The sequence below is a fragment of the Microcoleus sp. ARI1-B5 genome (assembly GCF_036705795.1).
GTDB lineage: Bacteria > Cyanobacteriota > Cyanobacteriia > Cyanobacteriales > Microcoleaceae > Microcoleus.
In genome coordinates this window covers 224,714-238,230 of the sequence record NZ_JAUBVK010000007.1, presented here as the reverse complement: position 1 = coordinate 238,230, position 13,517 = coordinate 224,714, and the positions used below count along the sequence as shown (strand labels likewise).

General features: G+C 44.9%; 14 protein-coding genes. 3 read left to right on the top strand and 11 right to left on the bottom strand.

Annotated elements, in window-relative coordinates:
• Positions 1 to 15 precede the first annotated feature (15 nt).
• From QUB63_RS14110 to QUB63_RS14070, 9 genes are all read right to left on the bottom strand, one after another.
• Positions 16 to 810, bottom strand: a complete 795-nt coding sequence (locus QUB63_RS14110; protein ID WP_332945878.1) for a sulfite exporter TauE/SafE family protein — start codon at positions 808 to 810, stop codon at positions 16 to 18.
• Between the two features lie 304 nt (positions 811 to 1,114).
• Complete coding sequence (locus tag QUB63_RS14105) at positions 1,115 to 1,618, bottom strand: hypothetical protein (protein ID WP_332945877.1); 504 nt, start codon at positions 1,616 to 1,618, stop codon at positions 1,115 to 1,117.
• 172 nt (positions 1,619 to 1,790) lie between these two features.
• Positions 1,791 to 2,027 (bottom strand): hypothetical protein, encoded by a 237-nt coding sequence (locus tag QUB63_RS14100; protein ID WP_006631712.1) that lies wholly within the window; start codon positions 2,025 to 2,027, stop codon positions 1,791 to 1,793.
• 19 nt (positions 2,028 to 2,046) lie between these two features.
• On the bottom strand, positions 2,047 to 2,469 hold the full coding sequence (locus tag QUB63_RS14095; protein ID WP_332945876.1) for a YidH family protein: 423 nt from the start codon (positions 2,467 to 2,469) through the stop codon (positions 2,047 to 2,049).
• 39 nt (positions 2,470 to 2,508) lie between these two features.
• Positions 2,509 to 2,931, bottom strand: coding sequence for a YidH family protein (locus QUB63_RS14090; RefSeq protein ID WP_332945875.1), 423 nt, complete (start codon positions 2,929 to 2,931; stop codon positions 2,509 to 2,511).
• 409 nt (positions 2,932 to 3,340) lie between these two features.
• On the bottom strand, positions 3,341 to 4,006 hold the full coding sequence (locus QUB63_RS14085; protein WP_332945874.1) for a hypothetical protein: 666 nt from the start codon (positions 4,004 to 4,006) through the stop codon (positions 3,341 to 3,343).
• Between the two features lie 540 nt (positions 4,007 to 4,546).
• Complete coding sequence (locus QUB63_RS14080; RefSeq protein WP_332945873.1) at positions 4,547 to 5,209, bottom strand: cadmium resistance transporter; 663 nt, start codon at positions 5,207 to 5,209, stop codon at positions 4,547 to 4,549.
• A gap of 20 nt (positions 5,210 to 5,229) precedes the next feature.
• The gene (locus tag QUB63_RS14075; RefSeq protein WP_332945872.1) at positions 5,230 to 5,934 is read right to left on the bottom strand and encodes a cadmium resistance transporter; all 705 of its coding nucleotides are present in this window, start codon (positions 5,932 to 5,934) and stop codon (positions 5,230 to 5,232) included.
• Positions 5,935 to 6,139: 205 nt separating this feature from the next.
• Positions 6,140 to 7,645 (bottom strand): APC family permease, encoded by a 1,506-nt coding sequence (locus QUB63_RS14070; protein WP_332945871.1) that lies wholly within the window; start codon positions 7,643 to 7,645, stop codon positions 6,140 to 6,142.
• 392 nt (positions 7,646 to 8,037) lie between these two features.
• Here QUB63_RS14070 and QUB63_RS14065 point away from each other — a divergent pair, with 392 nt between their 5' ends.
• Complete coding sequence (locus QUB63_RS14065) at positions 8,038 to 8,970, top strand: LysR family transcriptional regulator (protein WP_332945870.1); 933 nt, start codon at positions 8,038 to 8,040, stop codon at positions 8,968 to 8,970.
• Positions 8,971 to 9,159: 189 nt separating this feature from the next.
• On the opposite strand, the gene QUB63_RS14060 is transcribed toward QUB63_RS14065, so the two are convergent.
• Both QUB63_RS14060 and QUB63_RS14055 read right to left on the bottom strand, forming a co-directional pair.
• Complete coding sequence (locus QUB63_RS14060) at positions 9,160 to 9,879, bottom strand: prohibitin family protein (protein WP_332945869.1); 720 nt, start codon at positions 9,877 to 9,879, stop codon at positions 9,160 to 9,162.
• Between the two features lie 179 nt (positions 9,880 to 10,058).
• Positions 10,059 to 11,264, bottom strand: a complete 1,206-nt coding sequence (locus QUB63_RS14055; protein ID WP_332945868.1) for an EAL domain-containing response regulator — start codon at positions 11,262 to 11,264, stop codon at positions 10,059 to 10,061.
• Positions 11,265 to 11,687: 423 nt separating this feature from the next.
• Between QUB63_RS14055 and QUB63_RS14050 the strand changes: the two genes are divergently transcribed.
• Both QUB63_RS14050 and QUB63_RS14045 read left to right on the top strand, forming a co-directional pair.
• Positions 11,688 to 11,864: a hypothetical protein gene (locus tag QUB63_RS14050; RefSeq protein ID WP_332945867.1), complete on the top strand. Its 177-nt coding sequence runs from the start codon at positions 11,688 to 11,690 to the stop codon at positions 11,862 to 11,864.
• Positions 11,865 to 11,991: 127 nt separating this feature from the next.
• The gene (locus QUB63_RS14045) at positions 11,992 to 13,425 is read left to right on the top strand and encodes a tyrosine-type recombinase/integrase (RefSeq protein WP_332945866.1); all 1,434 of its coding nucleotides are present in this window, start codon (positions 11,992 to 11,994) and stop codon (positions 13,423 to 13,425) included.
• The last annotated feature ends 92 nt before the right edge of the window (positions 13,426 to 13,517 follow it).

Sequence of the window (13,517 nt, the reverse complement as noted above, 5' to 3'; positions counted from 1 at the left end):
ACCTTACCCTACTTTTCAGACTTGATACAACTTCCAACTAGCCATCGCCAACATTCCGTAAATAACAAACTTTAGCGGGCGTTGAGGCATAATTTGGCAGAATTTAGCGCCTACCAAAACTCCCGGCACCGAACCCAACCAAATCGGCAAAACTAAACTCCAGTTTACTGTTCCGAGGCTGAGGTGTCCCACAGATGTAAACATCAACAAAAGCGCCGCCTGCGAAATATCTGTACCCACCAATTTAGAAGTATCCAGGCGGAAAAAAGCAATCAGCAACAGTGCAAACATCGAACCGGAAGACACGCTAGTGATTCCCACTATGCAGCCTAAAATTGCTGCTGCACTCACAGTACAAAAACGACCATAATTAGTATTTAAGTCCCATTCAGGGGGCGAAGGCAATTTAAAATTAGGGAAAAATGTTTTGACCGCTAATTGGCTCAGCGATAAAGCGACAATTAGGGCGATCGCTACTCCGAGAAAGCGCAGCAATATGCTGTCTAAGTCCTGATTTTCGCTGGATTGGATGCAGTGTAAAATCCACACGCCAGTCAGCGAACCGGGTACGCTCCCCAAAGCCAGCCACTTAACTACTTGCAAGTCGAGGGTTTTTTGCTGCCAGTGTTTGAAGCCGCCAACAACTTTCATCAGTGTAGCCGCTACGACATCAGAACTAATAGCAATTGATGCTGGAATTTGAAAAACAAAAATTAACATTGGGGTGATGAGCGAGGCTCCGCCAACTCCGGTCAAACCAACGATAATGCCCACAAAAAAGCTGAGAAACGATAGTAATAAGTAGTTCACGGTTATGCCCAAAAACTGTGTATTTAAGCGCTGCCCACCCACAAATAGATAACTTGGGCGGCTCCTGCAACACAGCTACACAGGCTAAATCTCACTTGCATTTCAATATTTTTCACCATAAATTTGTCTTTTCAAGGCTTTAGAGTTGTCGCGTTCTCAGCAACTCTATTCTTGGTAAAAGTAACTAAATGCAAATAAACAAGACTACAGAAATTGTAGTGTAAAAGCTCCCTGATTTTCTTAAATGTACCTGTGTAACTGATCAAAAACCCTGGATTCATTTATGGGGTTTATATTTTGTCTTCTACCTTGAAATGACGCTCGTCATAGGTAAAGTAGAGCTGAGGTTAACCGACTGCTTGCCGGCAAAGAAATCGGGAGTATCGAGAACATTAAAATGAATCAATGCCACAATGACAAGAGTGAAGGCGGTTGAGGAAACTAAACCCGTCAATAACTCTTTTTTGAGGTTTTTTTCCTTGGGTTTGTCTGTAAAAACATCTAAAGTTCCTAGCTGCATCAACAGAATTCCCGCAATATTGGAAAGCCAGTAGCCGACAATGGTGCAAGGAAACAGTAAATCTGGGGAAAGCCAACTAAAGATATACCCAAAGGCGTAGGCAATTGGCAGATTGAAAAATATGTCATTCCACCAACACAGCGGTGATAGCAAATATCCAATTGCCAGAAGCAACCCGCCTCTGATCTTTTTAAACCAGACTTCGTTAAAGCCCTTAGCTTGTGGCAACTGTTGGGTGAGTTGTCCTGCAAGCTCGTACTTTTCACTGACTTTTTTAGCGTTTTCCACGTTAAGAACCCATAACTCGATCGGCTTACCGTAGTTTAACAGCAAAACTGAGTAATGTCTAGTAACTCGATCGAGTTACCGTATTTTATGGGCGATCGGCTAAATCTAGTTTTTTCCCGGTACAAAAATATCTATCCGCGAGAGGTTGTTGAGAATCCTGGCTGGTGCTAATTTAGGCGCCGATCGAGAAATTGAAAGCTTCAGGCAAATGCTTGACAGTTTGCCAAAGATATGCAGTATCGATGCCCCAGTAAAATTGCAGGTAAACGAGCAAAAGCCCGATCGCCACTGTCACGCCCAGCAATTTAGGGACTATTTTCGCGACAGTCTCCAGCACTACGAATGCTGCCCAGATAGCAGCAGCTAAGATGATAATGGAAGCGATCGTGGCAACTGTATCGCTGTTCATAATTAACTCCTGTTGAAAATCAATCGGGTATTACAAAACTACTTGGGCCCACGGCGGCTGCAAAGATAAAATAAATTACTCCAATCCCCAATAAGCCGACAGCCGAACTGAAGACGAATATCAACCAATCTGACGGTTCGTAGGTATCCTCGTCAATTTGGCGGCGAACGGTGAAGTAGTGCAAAGTTGAGATTAAGACTGTCGCCAAACCTATTAGAGAGAAGATTAAACCCAACTTCCACCCCATCCCCAGGCGGTACTGTACGGGCACTTGCACGACGCGAAGTCGGACGATGATGACGCCAAAACCCATGAGGGCGATCGCGGCCCGCATCCATGCTAAGAAGGTGCGCTCATTTGCCGATCGGTCGATCGCCCGCGACAGATTTTGCTGGTTTGGTTTCTCATCATCTACTTGCATCGGTTGGAACGATAATTGCACGCGATCGAACTCTTTAAGATTGATATTAAACCTGCGCCATTATTCAGGAGCCATCAAACCTTCTAAGCTAGAAGGAACGGTGAACATATAATAAATTACCCCAGCCCCTAGGATTGCGATCGCGAGGCTGAAAAGAATTACCCAGCGATCGGTAGGTTCATAAGTATCGTAATCGATATCGTGGCGGACGCCGAAGTAGTGCTTAGTTGATAATAGCACCGTCAGCAAACCCACTATTGAAAAAAGCAAACCTAACTTCCAACCATTGCCCGGAGTTGGCAGCAGAGGGGGATGGAAGGCGCGAAGGCGCACGATAACTACGCCAAAACCCATCAGCGATATTGCTGTCCGCATCCATGCTAAATAAGTGCGCTCGTTTGCCAAATGATCGCGCACCCGCGACGGATTTGGTCGCTTAGTCTTTTCTGTATTTACTTTCGTGGATTTCAACTTTAATAGCATAGAGAAACCTTTTAATTTTAACTGCAAATATGAAGTAGCAGAGGTAGGGACAAAGGCAATGCCGATTGGTGTCAACTTAAGGTAACACCTTCAGTCCGGCTCTTGTTGAAACCCCTGCCTCAAAGCTAAAGTCCTCTCAAGAGGACTCAGAAGAAGAATTTTTAAACTCATTAGTCCTCTTGAGAGGACTTTCGCTATAAGCCCCGTGGAATTCATTCCCTGGCGGGCTGGTGGGTAGGTGAGAGGATTTGCCGGACTGACAGCTTAAGTTGACACGAAGAAGGGCATGGCGCCGTGTCCCTACGGCACGAGCGATCGAGCTTGGACGATTGCCGGGAGAGCGCTCCCGGGCGGGATTTTGCGTTGCAACGGGCTTTACACAGGCGATCGCATTACAACTTCACCAAAACTAATCATTTTCCTCAGTAGGTGCGTTGGGAACTTGGGCATCTATGTACGCCTGAGTCACATCAGGAACAAACCAATTCGCATCCCCAGGCTGGAAAACTTTAGCAGTAGGAACGTTGAATTCTACAGCCGCCGTATCGGGATTAGCTCTCGCTACAACTTGAGTTCCGTCAACTATCTTAACAGCTAGACCGCCAGTCAATTCTTCTGAAGGTTGATCGGTCGCTCTTAAATCAGTTGCTTTGATATCGCTGGGTAGATAAATTCCATCGCAATCCCATTTATGTTCAGTTGTTTGGCCGTCAGCTAGAAAATAAAGGGCATTCTCGTAAGAAGAGGAAGCTGCTTTTTTGCGTTTCGGGCCGTAGACAGCCAGGGTTTTTCCGGTTTCGTTGCGGCACTGACCCCAAGGTTTTCCCGTTTCTAAAGTGTATTTTTGAAACTCCAATTGAGCGATTTTTTGCTGAAGTTGCTCAGGGGTATAAGTCTGGGCGAGATTGGGTGCATCTTTCGCTGTCCTGAGAGTGTTCAGAGCTTGAGTCACCTCTATGTAGTCGGGATTGCTCGCATATTTCGGCGTTTTTGGAGCGTCGGCCCAGGATGGGGGAACGAATACTAAATTGGCGGCCATTACCAAGAGCACTAAAACAAATTTGAAGATTTTCACAATTTTTGTCCTTTTCTAGATTGTCAGGTTTTTTCCAACTTTCTGTTTGCTTGCTATCTTAGGACTTAGGCAAAAACGAACTCTCTTTAACTGGTTGGCCTGAGAAACCAAATTTGGCAGAATCAAAAAATCTGGTTTTTTAGGATTAGACCTATTGTCAAAGTCGAGCGGCGTGGGGTAGTGGCGAAGTGTTCGGGCGATATTTTAAGGATTCCTCCTCAAGTTTTTAGCTGAGTTGGATTCACCACTACATAATTTAGTGAAATGACAGGTATATTCTTGCCTAAGTCTGGCAACTTGCTAGCTCACAATATGGCTTGAACTTTCGTCAAAATTCGCGGCTAAATTAGTTTGAAGCTGCTTTTAGCTCGAGCAATTAGTTCATTATTAACTTAGCATCTTTGGTGATATAGTGCAAGTAATTTAGACACCATTTTAAGAAAATAATTGGTAAGGTAAAATTGATGAGTTAGAACTTATGATGTTCCGGAAAATTATCTACCTATAGAGGGATGTAAGTAGGGGAACCCGGGCTAATTCTTAGTTAGATTGAAAGGGCGGGAGCAGGCGATAAGTACCGCTTTCAATCAGGATGAATATTCCCAAACCAATCAATACAAAAGGGACAACAGCCTGAGTATAGCGAGTCAAAATACGGGCGATCGCCCCATGAAGAGTTAACCGGTAAGCGGCATAAGACCAAACACCTACCATCACCGAGAAAACCGCCAAAATCACCACCAAGCTCGGCAAATCGCTGCTAGCAAACAGCGGTAAATAAATGCCGATGTTGTCTCCCCCGTTAGCCACTGTTACCGCAGCCACATTCAAAGTTTGGGGGTTGAAAAGATTTGCTAGTTTTGACACCGCAGATGAGTTAGATTGACGGTTAAATTCGCCCGATACCGCTTGTACGTCATTTTCCTCATTTTCTCTTTTGACTAAGTGACTGATGCCGATCGCGATCGGAACCAAACCCAGCAAGCCAATCCAAGCTTTCGGCACAATTAAACCGCCAAAAAAACCGGGCAAACTAGCAGCGATGAGTGCTGCAAATCCGAGGTACTTACCGACAAAGATATGCCGGGGGCGGAAAGTATCATCTACCTGGGCGAAGAACAGCATCGAAAGCACCATATCGTCGATATTGGTTGCGGCAAAAGATGTAATCCCGGTAATAATCGCTGCTGCAATCCAACTCATGTGCTGTTCCTTCAACTTTCCTAAACTTCTGGTTCGCTGGCGTTACTTCTGCTCATAGTTATCAAACAGAAACCGCAACCAACTAAAGATATTATACTTAAAGTTGGACTTGCCAGAGTGCCGCTTTTAACCAGAATCGCCATTCCCAATCCGATCAAAACAAAAGGCACAAGCTGATTGCCGTAGCGAGTCAGAGTATCCGCGATCGCCCGCATCTGAATTAACCGATAAGCAGCGTAGCACCAAACGCCCACCATCCCGAAGAATACAGCGAGAACAACCGCCAAACTTTCTAAAGTATTGCTAGCAAAAAGCGGCACATATATCCCGATATTGTCGCCCCCATTTGCCACCGTCACCGCTGCTACGCTGTAAGTTTGAGGAGACAGAAAACTGCTAAAAAAAGATTTCTCAGATTGCTCTAATTCTGCCTCAACTTCCGAATCGTCGGTTTCTGAATTCAGCAAGCGGCTAAGCCCGATCGCAATTGGCAGCAAACCCAGCATTCCGATCCAATCTGGCGGAAAGATTAAGCGGCCAAAAAAGCCGGGAAGGCTAACAAAAACCAGTGCAGTAAAACCCAGAAACTGACCGAAGACGATATGCCTGCGCCGAAATACTGCATTCACCTGCGAGAAAAACAGCAGCAGAATCAGAATATCGTCTAGATTCGTAGCCGTAAAAGCTGTCATTGCCGTAGAAATTGCTGTTAGTAATTCATTCATTTCTGTGTCTCCTTAATTTCAGCGGTCTTTGCGGTTGCTCCCGCGGTGCGGCAGGGGTTAAAACCCCCGCCTCAGAGCTGCGAGTCCTCTCAAGAGGACTGAAGAAATTATTAGTCCTCTTCAGAGGACTTTTGCTATTAGCCAGGGAATTAATTCCCTGGCGGTCTTGGCGGCTAAATTAACATCTATAAACACCGCCTTGCAACTAATCAAAGCCGTTGCTGTCGATCGATACTGCTTTCAATCGAACACCGCCGTAAATTGCATTTTCTTCCTCGAACTTGGCATGAATTGCGTCAATACCCTGCTGCATCGATCCCGTCAGTTCAGGAGAACGCAGCCGCTGCCAGAAAAACCATCCGCAAGTAACAACCAAGTACATCAAGAACAAGTAAGGAAAGGCATCGTAAGGAGCTTCGGGAGGTGGGAACATAGTGCTGCCGGGAATGCCCACGCTGCCCGCAATCGGAATCATCATAAATGCGATCGCCGCCACTGAGAACAGCACATCTCGCAGGCGCAACTTACCAATTTTGTGCAGGTAAACCGGAGCCGCGATCGAAATTAAGACGTACACGGTTAAAAATCCGTAGCTGCAAATTGCCCCCAAATAACCCATACAATCGAACAGTTTGATGTTAAACATAGACATCACAGCCGGCACCAAGAATGTCAGAAATGTACACATCGTTACTGCAACGTGGGGAGTTTTATTAGATGAATGCGCTACACCTAATGAAGAGTGAAACAAACCGTGGCGCGCCATCATAAAAAACACTCTCGCCGCTGGATTGATGCTGCCGAGCACGCAAGCAAAAAAGCTAAATAAAGCGCCGAAAGCCACTAACTCTCCCAGCCAGCCCATGCCCACTTGTTGCGCCAGAAAACTCAGAGGTTCTTCAGTATTAGTAATAGAAACTCCAGTACCGCTAAAACCCAAAACCTCAATATAGGTCATCAAAATGAAGAATAAGCCTGCCATCACAGCGCTGCCCATGACAGCCCTGGGGATATTTTTTAAGGGTTTTTTCGCTTCGTCGCCCAGAGATGTAGCACTTTCAAAACCAGAGAAACCAAACATTACTAAGACAAGTCCCGTCGCTATGTTCCCCGGAGTTACGCCTTCCAAAGTCAGTTGGGACATATCTAAGGCAAAACCTTTGTGCGCCCAGATGATAATTCCTAAAAGTGCGATCGCCGCTACTGATGCTCCCTCCAGCCACAGCATCGCCATAGCTGAAAGCTGGATATCTTTATAACCTGCATACCAAGCAACGCCAGCCCCGATCGATAACAGGGTAATCGGTGACGGATGGATGCCTAAATGACCGATGAAAATACCCGTAAAGTTGGCAAAACCACACAAAACGGCCATAGCAGTAAATAGATAAGCCAGTACCAAACTCCAGCCGCAAATTACGCCGGCAGTCGGGCCTAGTCCTTTAACAATGTAAGAATAAAGAGAACCTGCAGAAGCCGATCGACTCGCAAATTGGTTGATATTGATGCTGACAAATACTAGGCCGATCAAGCCGATGAGAAAGCTCAGCCAAGCCCCGTTACCCGAAAGAGCGACAATTAAACCTATATTAGATGCTGGGATAGTTGTAGGTGCAATGACGGCAAAGGATTGAGCTAAAACCTCCCCGAAGGATAGGCAGTCCGGCTTTAAGCCGTGTGCACTCTGATTTTTTGGCGTTTTCTTGGTCATTTATCTTCTCTCTTTTTGTCGATCGACTTTTGGCGATCGGCTTAAACTTGTCGGTGCTGCTTCAGCATTGGGCCCTGCGTTAGAAGCTTGAATATAACTGTAATCCCCTTCTGGGGTAGAATCAAATGTTGTTTTTTATCGAATTAATAAATACAAGTGATGCAGTGCCGCCGCAAAACAACGGTTGGAATACCAGACGCAATCTGTCGCCACAAGCTCAAACCCTTGACGTTAAAAGGAAAATTTAAATAGCGGCTGGCAACCGTGCTTTTTTGGTAATTCCAGCCTGTACCAGAGAGTCGATCGAAAAGTTCAGGTCAAAGCTTAGCCGCCAGAGATTTTCATCTCAAAAAATAACTGTATTTAGTAAAGGGACCCTCAGAATGGCCGGAATGACACTTGACCAACTGCGAGTTTTTCTAGCTGTGGCGGAACACCTGCACTTCAGCCGCGCGGCGGAAGAACTTTACATCACTCAACCCGCTGTCAGTGCGGCAATCCAAAGCTTAGAGGCGCAATACGGAGTAAAACTATTTCACCGCATCGGCCGCCGCATCGAAATCACAGATGCTGGGAAGTTGCTGCAAGTTGAAACTCAGAAAATTCTCGACCAAGTTGCTTTGACTGAGAGAGGTTTGCGGGAGTTGAACGACTTGCAGCGAGGCGATTTAAACTTGGGTTGCAGTCTGACCATTGGCAATTATTGGTTGCCTGATAAACTTAGCAAGTTCAAACAGCAATATCCTGGTATTTCCGTGAATTGTACTCTGGCAAATGCCGAAGAAATTTGTGCGGGGACGGCGACGGGAACATTTGATTTGGGTTTAGTGACGGGAGATATCAAAGCTTCGCTTAAGAAGATTCTGGAGGAAGAAGTTGTAGGCAGCGAACGCTTGCTGATTGTAGTTGGTCAATCTCACCCTTGGTTTGAACGTGCAGAGGTGAGTTTAACGGAAATTGTGAAAACGGATTGGGTGATGCGAGAAGCTGGTTCTGGAGTTCAGCAAATGTTGGAACAAGCTTTGCAAAGTTGGGGCATTAATCCCGATGAATTGAATGTAACTTTAGTTTTGAACAGCAGTGAAATGGTAAAAGCAGTGGTCGAAAGCGGCCCAGGTGCAGCGGCTATTCCTGAATTGATGGTAAAAAAAGAATTGCAGCTATCTACACTGCGATCGATTAAAATTATAGATAGCCAACCAAGTTCTAATCTATGTTTGGAAATAATTAAACCTGTTTTAAAACTGAAGCACCGACAGCGTTTTCAAACTGGAATTACTAAAGCTTTTGAACAGATATTAACTCAAGGTGCTGGTAATTGGTAATTCAGGACTTACGCACCAATACTCAAGAAACCAGTTTTTTTACCGACATAAAAAGCTAAACGCCGTGTATTTTTGTACGGGACTTGTGCACCGATGGTCAGAAACCGGGTTTTTTTCCGAAAATCCTTCGTTGTAGGTCACAGATTAGGTAAAAAACCCGGTTTCTTTGGGCTGAGGCGTCCAGGGCTGTTATCTCTCAACCAATTTCCTCAAGTCCAATAAATTTTTACCCCCATCACCAACAATCAGCGGCAAATTCCCATTCCATTTTTCTATAGCCTGCCTTTCCAAAAGTTCCGGAGTCAAATTGTCCCGCAGCAACCTTTGCACTTCGGCTTCTCCCTTGGCTAAATTTATCTTAGCATCGGCCTCTTTTACTGCCTTCAGCGCTAAAAACTCCCCTGTTTTTGCCTCCTGTTCGGCAATTTGTTTCGCCTCCACCGCATCGCTAAACCGCTCAGAAAAGTGAACGTGTACTAAAGAAATATCGTCAACAGCAATGTGATATGTAACCAGCCTCAAGGTTAAAAACTCATCAACTGCTGCTTTAACTTCTCCGCGTTTAGTAATAATTTCTTCAGCCGTGTATTTTGCCATAACTGCTTTTAATACTTCTTCAACTGCCGGAGCGATAATGCGATCGACGACTTCTTTTTCGTCACCTATTTGTTGAAAAATAGCATTAGCTTCTTCTGGGATAATGTGCCAGTTTAGCGCTACATCCGTGAAAACATCTTGCAAATCTTTTGAGGAAGCTTCAGCGGAACTTTCCTGTTTTTGTACCCTGACGCTCAACTTTTTTACAGTATAAACTGTGGGGACTATTACGTGAATTCCTTCTCCGAGTACCTGTTCTTGCACTTTACCAAACTGCATCAGCACGCCCCGTTCTCCGGCGTTTACAATCACAAAAAATTTGGACAAAATAGCTAAAAACACTATCACTAGAGCTAGTTTAAGAGCTATGTAAACATCCTTATTTTTCTTAGTGCTTGATTTGAGTGAGTCAACGTTACTGCTGGATTCTAAAACCATATTCCACCCCGAACGAACTTAATTATAGGACAAATATTGACTTAACCGATATTCTATTTGCCTTCGACCAACAACTGTTCAAAATCCGCTGCCGACAAAGGAGGACTGAACAAATATCCTTGCATGGCATCGCACTCGTAGCGCCAGAGAAAATCTTTTTCTGCTTCCGTCTCAACTCCTTCGGCAATTACTTCTAGACAGAGACTGTGAGCCATTTCAATAATCGCTTTCACAATCGCTGCATTTGTGCAACCGTCGGTGATGTTGCTGATAAAACAGCGATCGATTTTTAAAACATCGAAGGGGTATTGTGTCAGATAGCTTAGGGAAGAATAGCCTGTGCCGAAATCGTCAATAGATATAGAAACTCCTAAATCTTTCAATTGCTGCAAAGTAGCGATCGCACTTTCGGCATCCTCCACCATCATACTTTCTGTCAGCTCTAATTCCAAACAGCTCGGTTCCAAACCAATTTCTCCTAAAATTTCGGCAACTCTGCTGCTGAGATCCGCCTGGTAAAATTGGCGCGGCGACAGATTCACCGCTACCCGCAGCTCCGAAAAACCAGCATTTTGCCAAACCCGCATTTGCCTGCAAGCTGTCTGCAAAACCCACTCACCTAATTGTACGATGAAACCAGTTTCTTCGGCATCTGGAATAAATTGTGCGGGCGAAATCAGCCCTTTTTCTGGATGCAGCCAGCGCACTAAAGCTTCTGCACTCATAATTTGACCAGTCTGGACATTGACCTGCGGCTGATAGTAAACTTGGAATTCTTCTCGTTCCAAGGCGTCGCACAAACTTGTTTTGATCTGCTCTAATTTATCGGCGGCTTCTTGAAGTAATTCGCTGCTTTGCGATCGCAAATAATGCTGCTGTTGGGCCAAAGCTGCTTGTTTTTTCAAGCGGCTCGATACCGCGCCCACAAGCTCAGCTTTAGTAAAAGGTTTAGTCAGGTAATCATCTGCTCCCAATTCCATGCCTTGCCGCACTTCGGATCGATCGGCTTTACCGGTGAGAAAAACAAAAGGTACTGTAGCAGTAACAGGATGCGATCGCAAGGCCGCCAGCACCCCGTACCCGTCAAGTTCCGGCATCATCACGTCGCAAATAATCACGTCGGGAAGATTTGACACCGCCGCATATAAACCTTGCGATCCATTTTCTGCACCGGTCACGTCGAAACCTTCCGCTTTGAGGAGTTTGAGAATATTCTCCCGAATTACTTGGTCGTCCTCAATCACTAGAATCTTTTTCATACGTCATTCCCTGAAAGCGGTATAATAGACCGGCGTTGCTGAACGCGATAACCGTGGCAATAACTGAAAACGCACAGCTCGATCGGCACAACAGCCGCATATTTTCCGACAAAAATAGCAGACGCCCCTGAAAAACGCTAATTTTTCAAGGACAACTAGATTAATGTTTCTTTGCTTGCTGAGGGCCGTCCGTATTATTACGAGGTTAATTAATAAATCTCTAACTAATTCTAGGCGATCGACAGTTAGCAGCGCCCTGAATAACTGGTAAACTGGTTGTGACAGTCGATCGATCGTCTGCAAACAATCTCAGCCTATTTATAACAGTTGCCACAAGCAATGCAACTGCAAGCAAGTTCCAAACCGTTGTGCAGTAAATCTTTCCTCATTCTTTAGTGTAAAATCTCAAATATAAAATCTCAAATGGCATTACCTAGTGGATTCCCCGATCCCGCACAGATTGGCGTCATAGAAGTTAAGCAATATCCTCAGTACCGCGCTGTCACCTACACCCACGCGGGCGATTTGCGACAAGCGACAGGAATTGCATTCAATCCCTTATTGTCAACCATCAGCAACAACCATGTTATAGTGTTCTAAGTCAAGCCGCCCAACGTAGCCGCCCTACTTGGGCGGCTTGGTCAGGAAATGCAGACTCGATCAAAAGTCTAGAAACTGTCTAGAAAACTAGAACCTTGATAAAACAATAGTTTCAGGAGAAACAACCATGAGAGTCGATAAGCGTCCCCAACCGTGTGATGTAACCGTTTACTCTGACAAGGGTTCTTTAGCGTTACGCTTTCCTAAGCGCCATAACCCACTGTGGGAACAATTGGACGGTAAATCGCTTAACGGCAAGCCAAAGTGCCTAGGAATAGGCAAGTACGGCTACAAGGACAACCCGGAGGATTGGAAGCGAGCAACCCAATTAGCGATCGCAATTGAAGCCGACCTTGACCACCCAGAGTGGGAGAAACTGTTTGACCTTACCCTTGCTAAGTACGGCTTGGGTGGTGGCAAATACGCAAAGTTAGCAGATGTACTCCAACTACCAGGCGCTAAACAGTCAGAACCTGAAATCACCGTTGGGGAGATGTGGGAAGCGTATCTGGAGTGGAAAAAAACTGTAGTTGAAGAGACTACTTTTAAAGTGACTTTCGGAGTATTTTCTAATGCACTCAAAGGGTTGGTATGGGATAGGTCTTTAGGCAAACACTCGCAAAACAATCTAGATTTATCATTATTCAAATGTGATGATAAATTAGAGATTCAATTGGCGTTAAACGCGATATCAATTCGTTCAAAAGCGTATCTTCTAAGCGAGCTAAACAAAGCTTTTGAGTTTTGCAAATCAAAAGGGATACTGATTAATTCAACTACAGAAAGTCCTTTTGTTTTTGACAAATTCAGTACACCGGCTGTTACAACTCAACAAAAGTATGCTTCTAAAGTCGTCAACGGGGAGGAAAAAGAATGGCATGAGGTATTAGATGAAAAAAAACTGGAAGAAGACCGACGTGCATTTACCAAGGAGGAGCGAGACATCATTATCAAGGCATTCTATGAGTCCGATTCTGTAGCGACAAAGATGTATGCACCGTTAATTGAGTTCTACTTTTTGACAGGCTGTCGTACTTCTGAAGCGCTGGCATTAACCTGGAAGGATATCGATTTTACTCGCAGTATAATTCGGTTCAACAAATCACTGGGGCAATCAACAAACAAGGTCAAAGACACGAAAACTGGTGAAATACGGCTTTTCTATTTCAACAAAGCATTGCGACTAAAAGAGTTGCTACACGAGTTAAAGGCTAAAAACCTAGATCACTTAGTTTTTCCTAGTCAGAAAAGGAAGTTTATTTCGTCAACTTCTATCAGAGATATTTGGCTGGGCAGAAAGAGTACAAAGATTCTCGCTGATGGAACTAGGAAGAAGTATTACTATCCTGGTATCGTTGCTCGGTTAGTGGATGAAGGTAAAATTTCAGGCTATTTGCCCCAGTATCATACCAGGCATACTTACATCACTCTTACCGCTCATGCGAACAAGCACAACAATAATGCACTACTTCACATAGCTACAGCTTGTGGCAATAGTGTCGATGTAATATTGCGACACTACCTAGGGGTAAGTGAGGCTGATGAAATAACCGAAGTTTAACCTACCCTCTCCCTCACCGACCACCGGGGCGGTTTTTTATTGCCCGAGCGCCGGCACGGAAGTCAAAATGTTTCGGTCACGTCGTGTGCATA

Excerpts from the sequence above, each read along its gene's own strand:
- QUB63_RS14100 (WP_006631712.1), bottom strand. The coding sequence starts at position 2,027 with ATGAACAGCGATACAGTTGCCACGATCGCTTCCATTATCATCTTAGCT.
- QUB63_RS14090 (WP_332945875.1), bottom strand. The coding sequence starts at position 2,931 with ATGCTATTAAAGTTGAAATCCACGAAAGTAAATACAGAAAAGACTAAG.
- QUB63_RS14080 (WP_332945873.1), bottom strand. The coding sequence starts at position 5,209 with ATGAGTTGGATTGCAGCAGCGATTATTACCGGGATTACATCTTTTGCC.
- QUB63_RS14075 (WP_332945872.1), bottom strand. The coding sequence starts at position 5,934 with ATGAATGAATTACTAACAGCAATTTCTACGGCAATGACAGCTTTTACG.
- QUB63_RS14070 (WP_332945871.1), bottom strand. The coding sequence starts at position 7,645 with ATGACCAAGAAAACGCCAAAAAATCAGAGTGCACACGGCTTAAAGCCG.
- QUB63_RS14065 (WP_332945870.1), top strand. The coding sequence starts at position 8,038 with ATGACACTTGACCAACTGCGAGTTTTTCTAGCTGTGGCGGAACACCTG.
- QUB63_RS14055 (WP_332945868.1), bottom strand. The coding sequence starts at position 11,264 with ATGAAAAAGATTCTAGTGATTGAGGACGACCAAGTAATTCGGGAGAAT.
- QUB63_RS14050 (WP_332945867.1), top strand. The coding sequence starts at position 11,688 with ATGGCATTACCTAGTGGATTCCCCGATCCCGCACAGATTGGCGTCATA.
- QUB63_RS14045 (WP_332945866.1), top strand. The coding sequence starts at position 11,992 with ATGAGAGTCGATAAGCGTCCCCAACCGTGTGATGTAACCGTTTACTCT.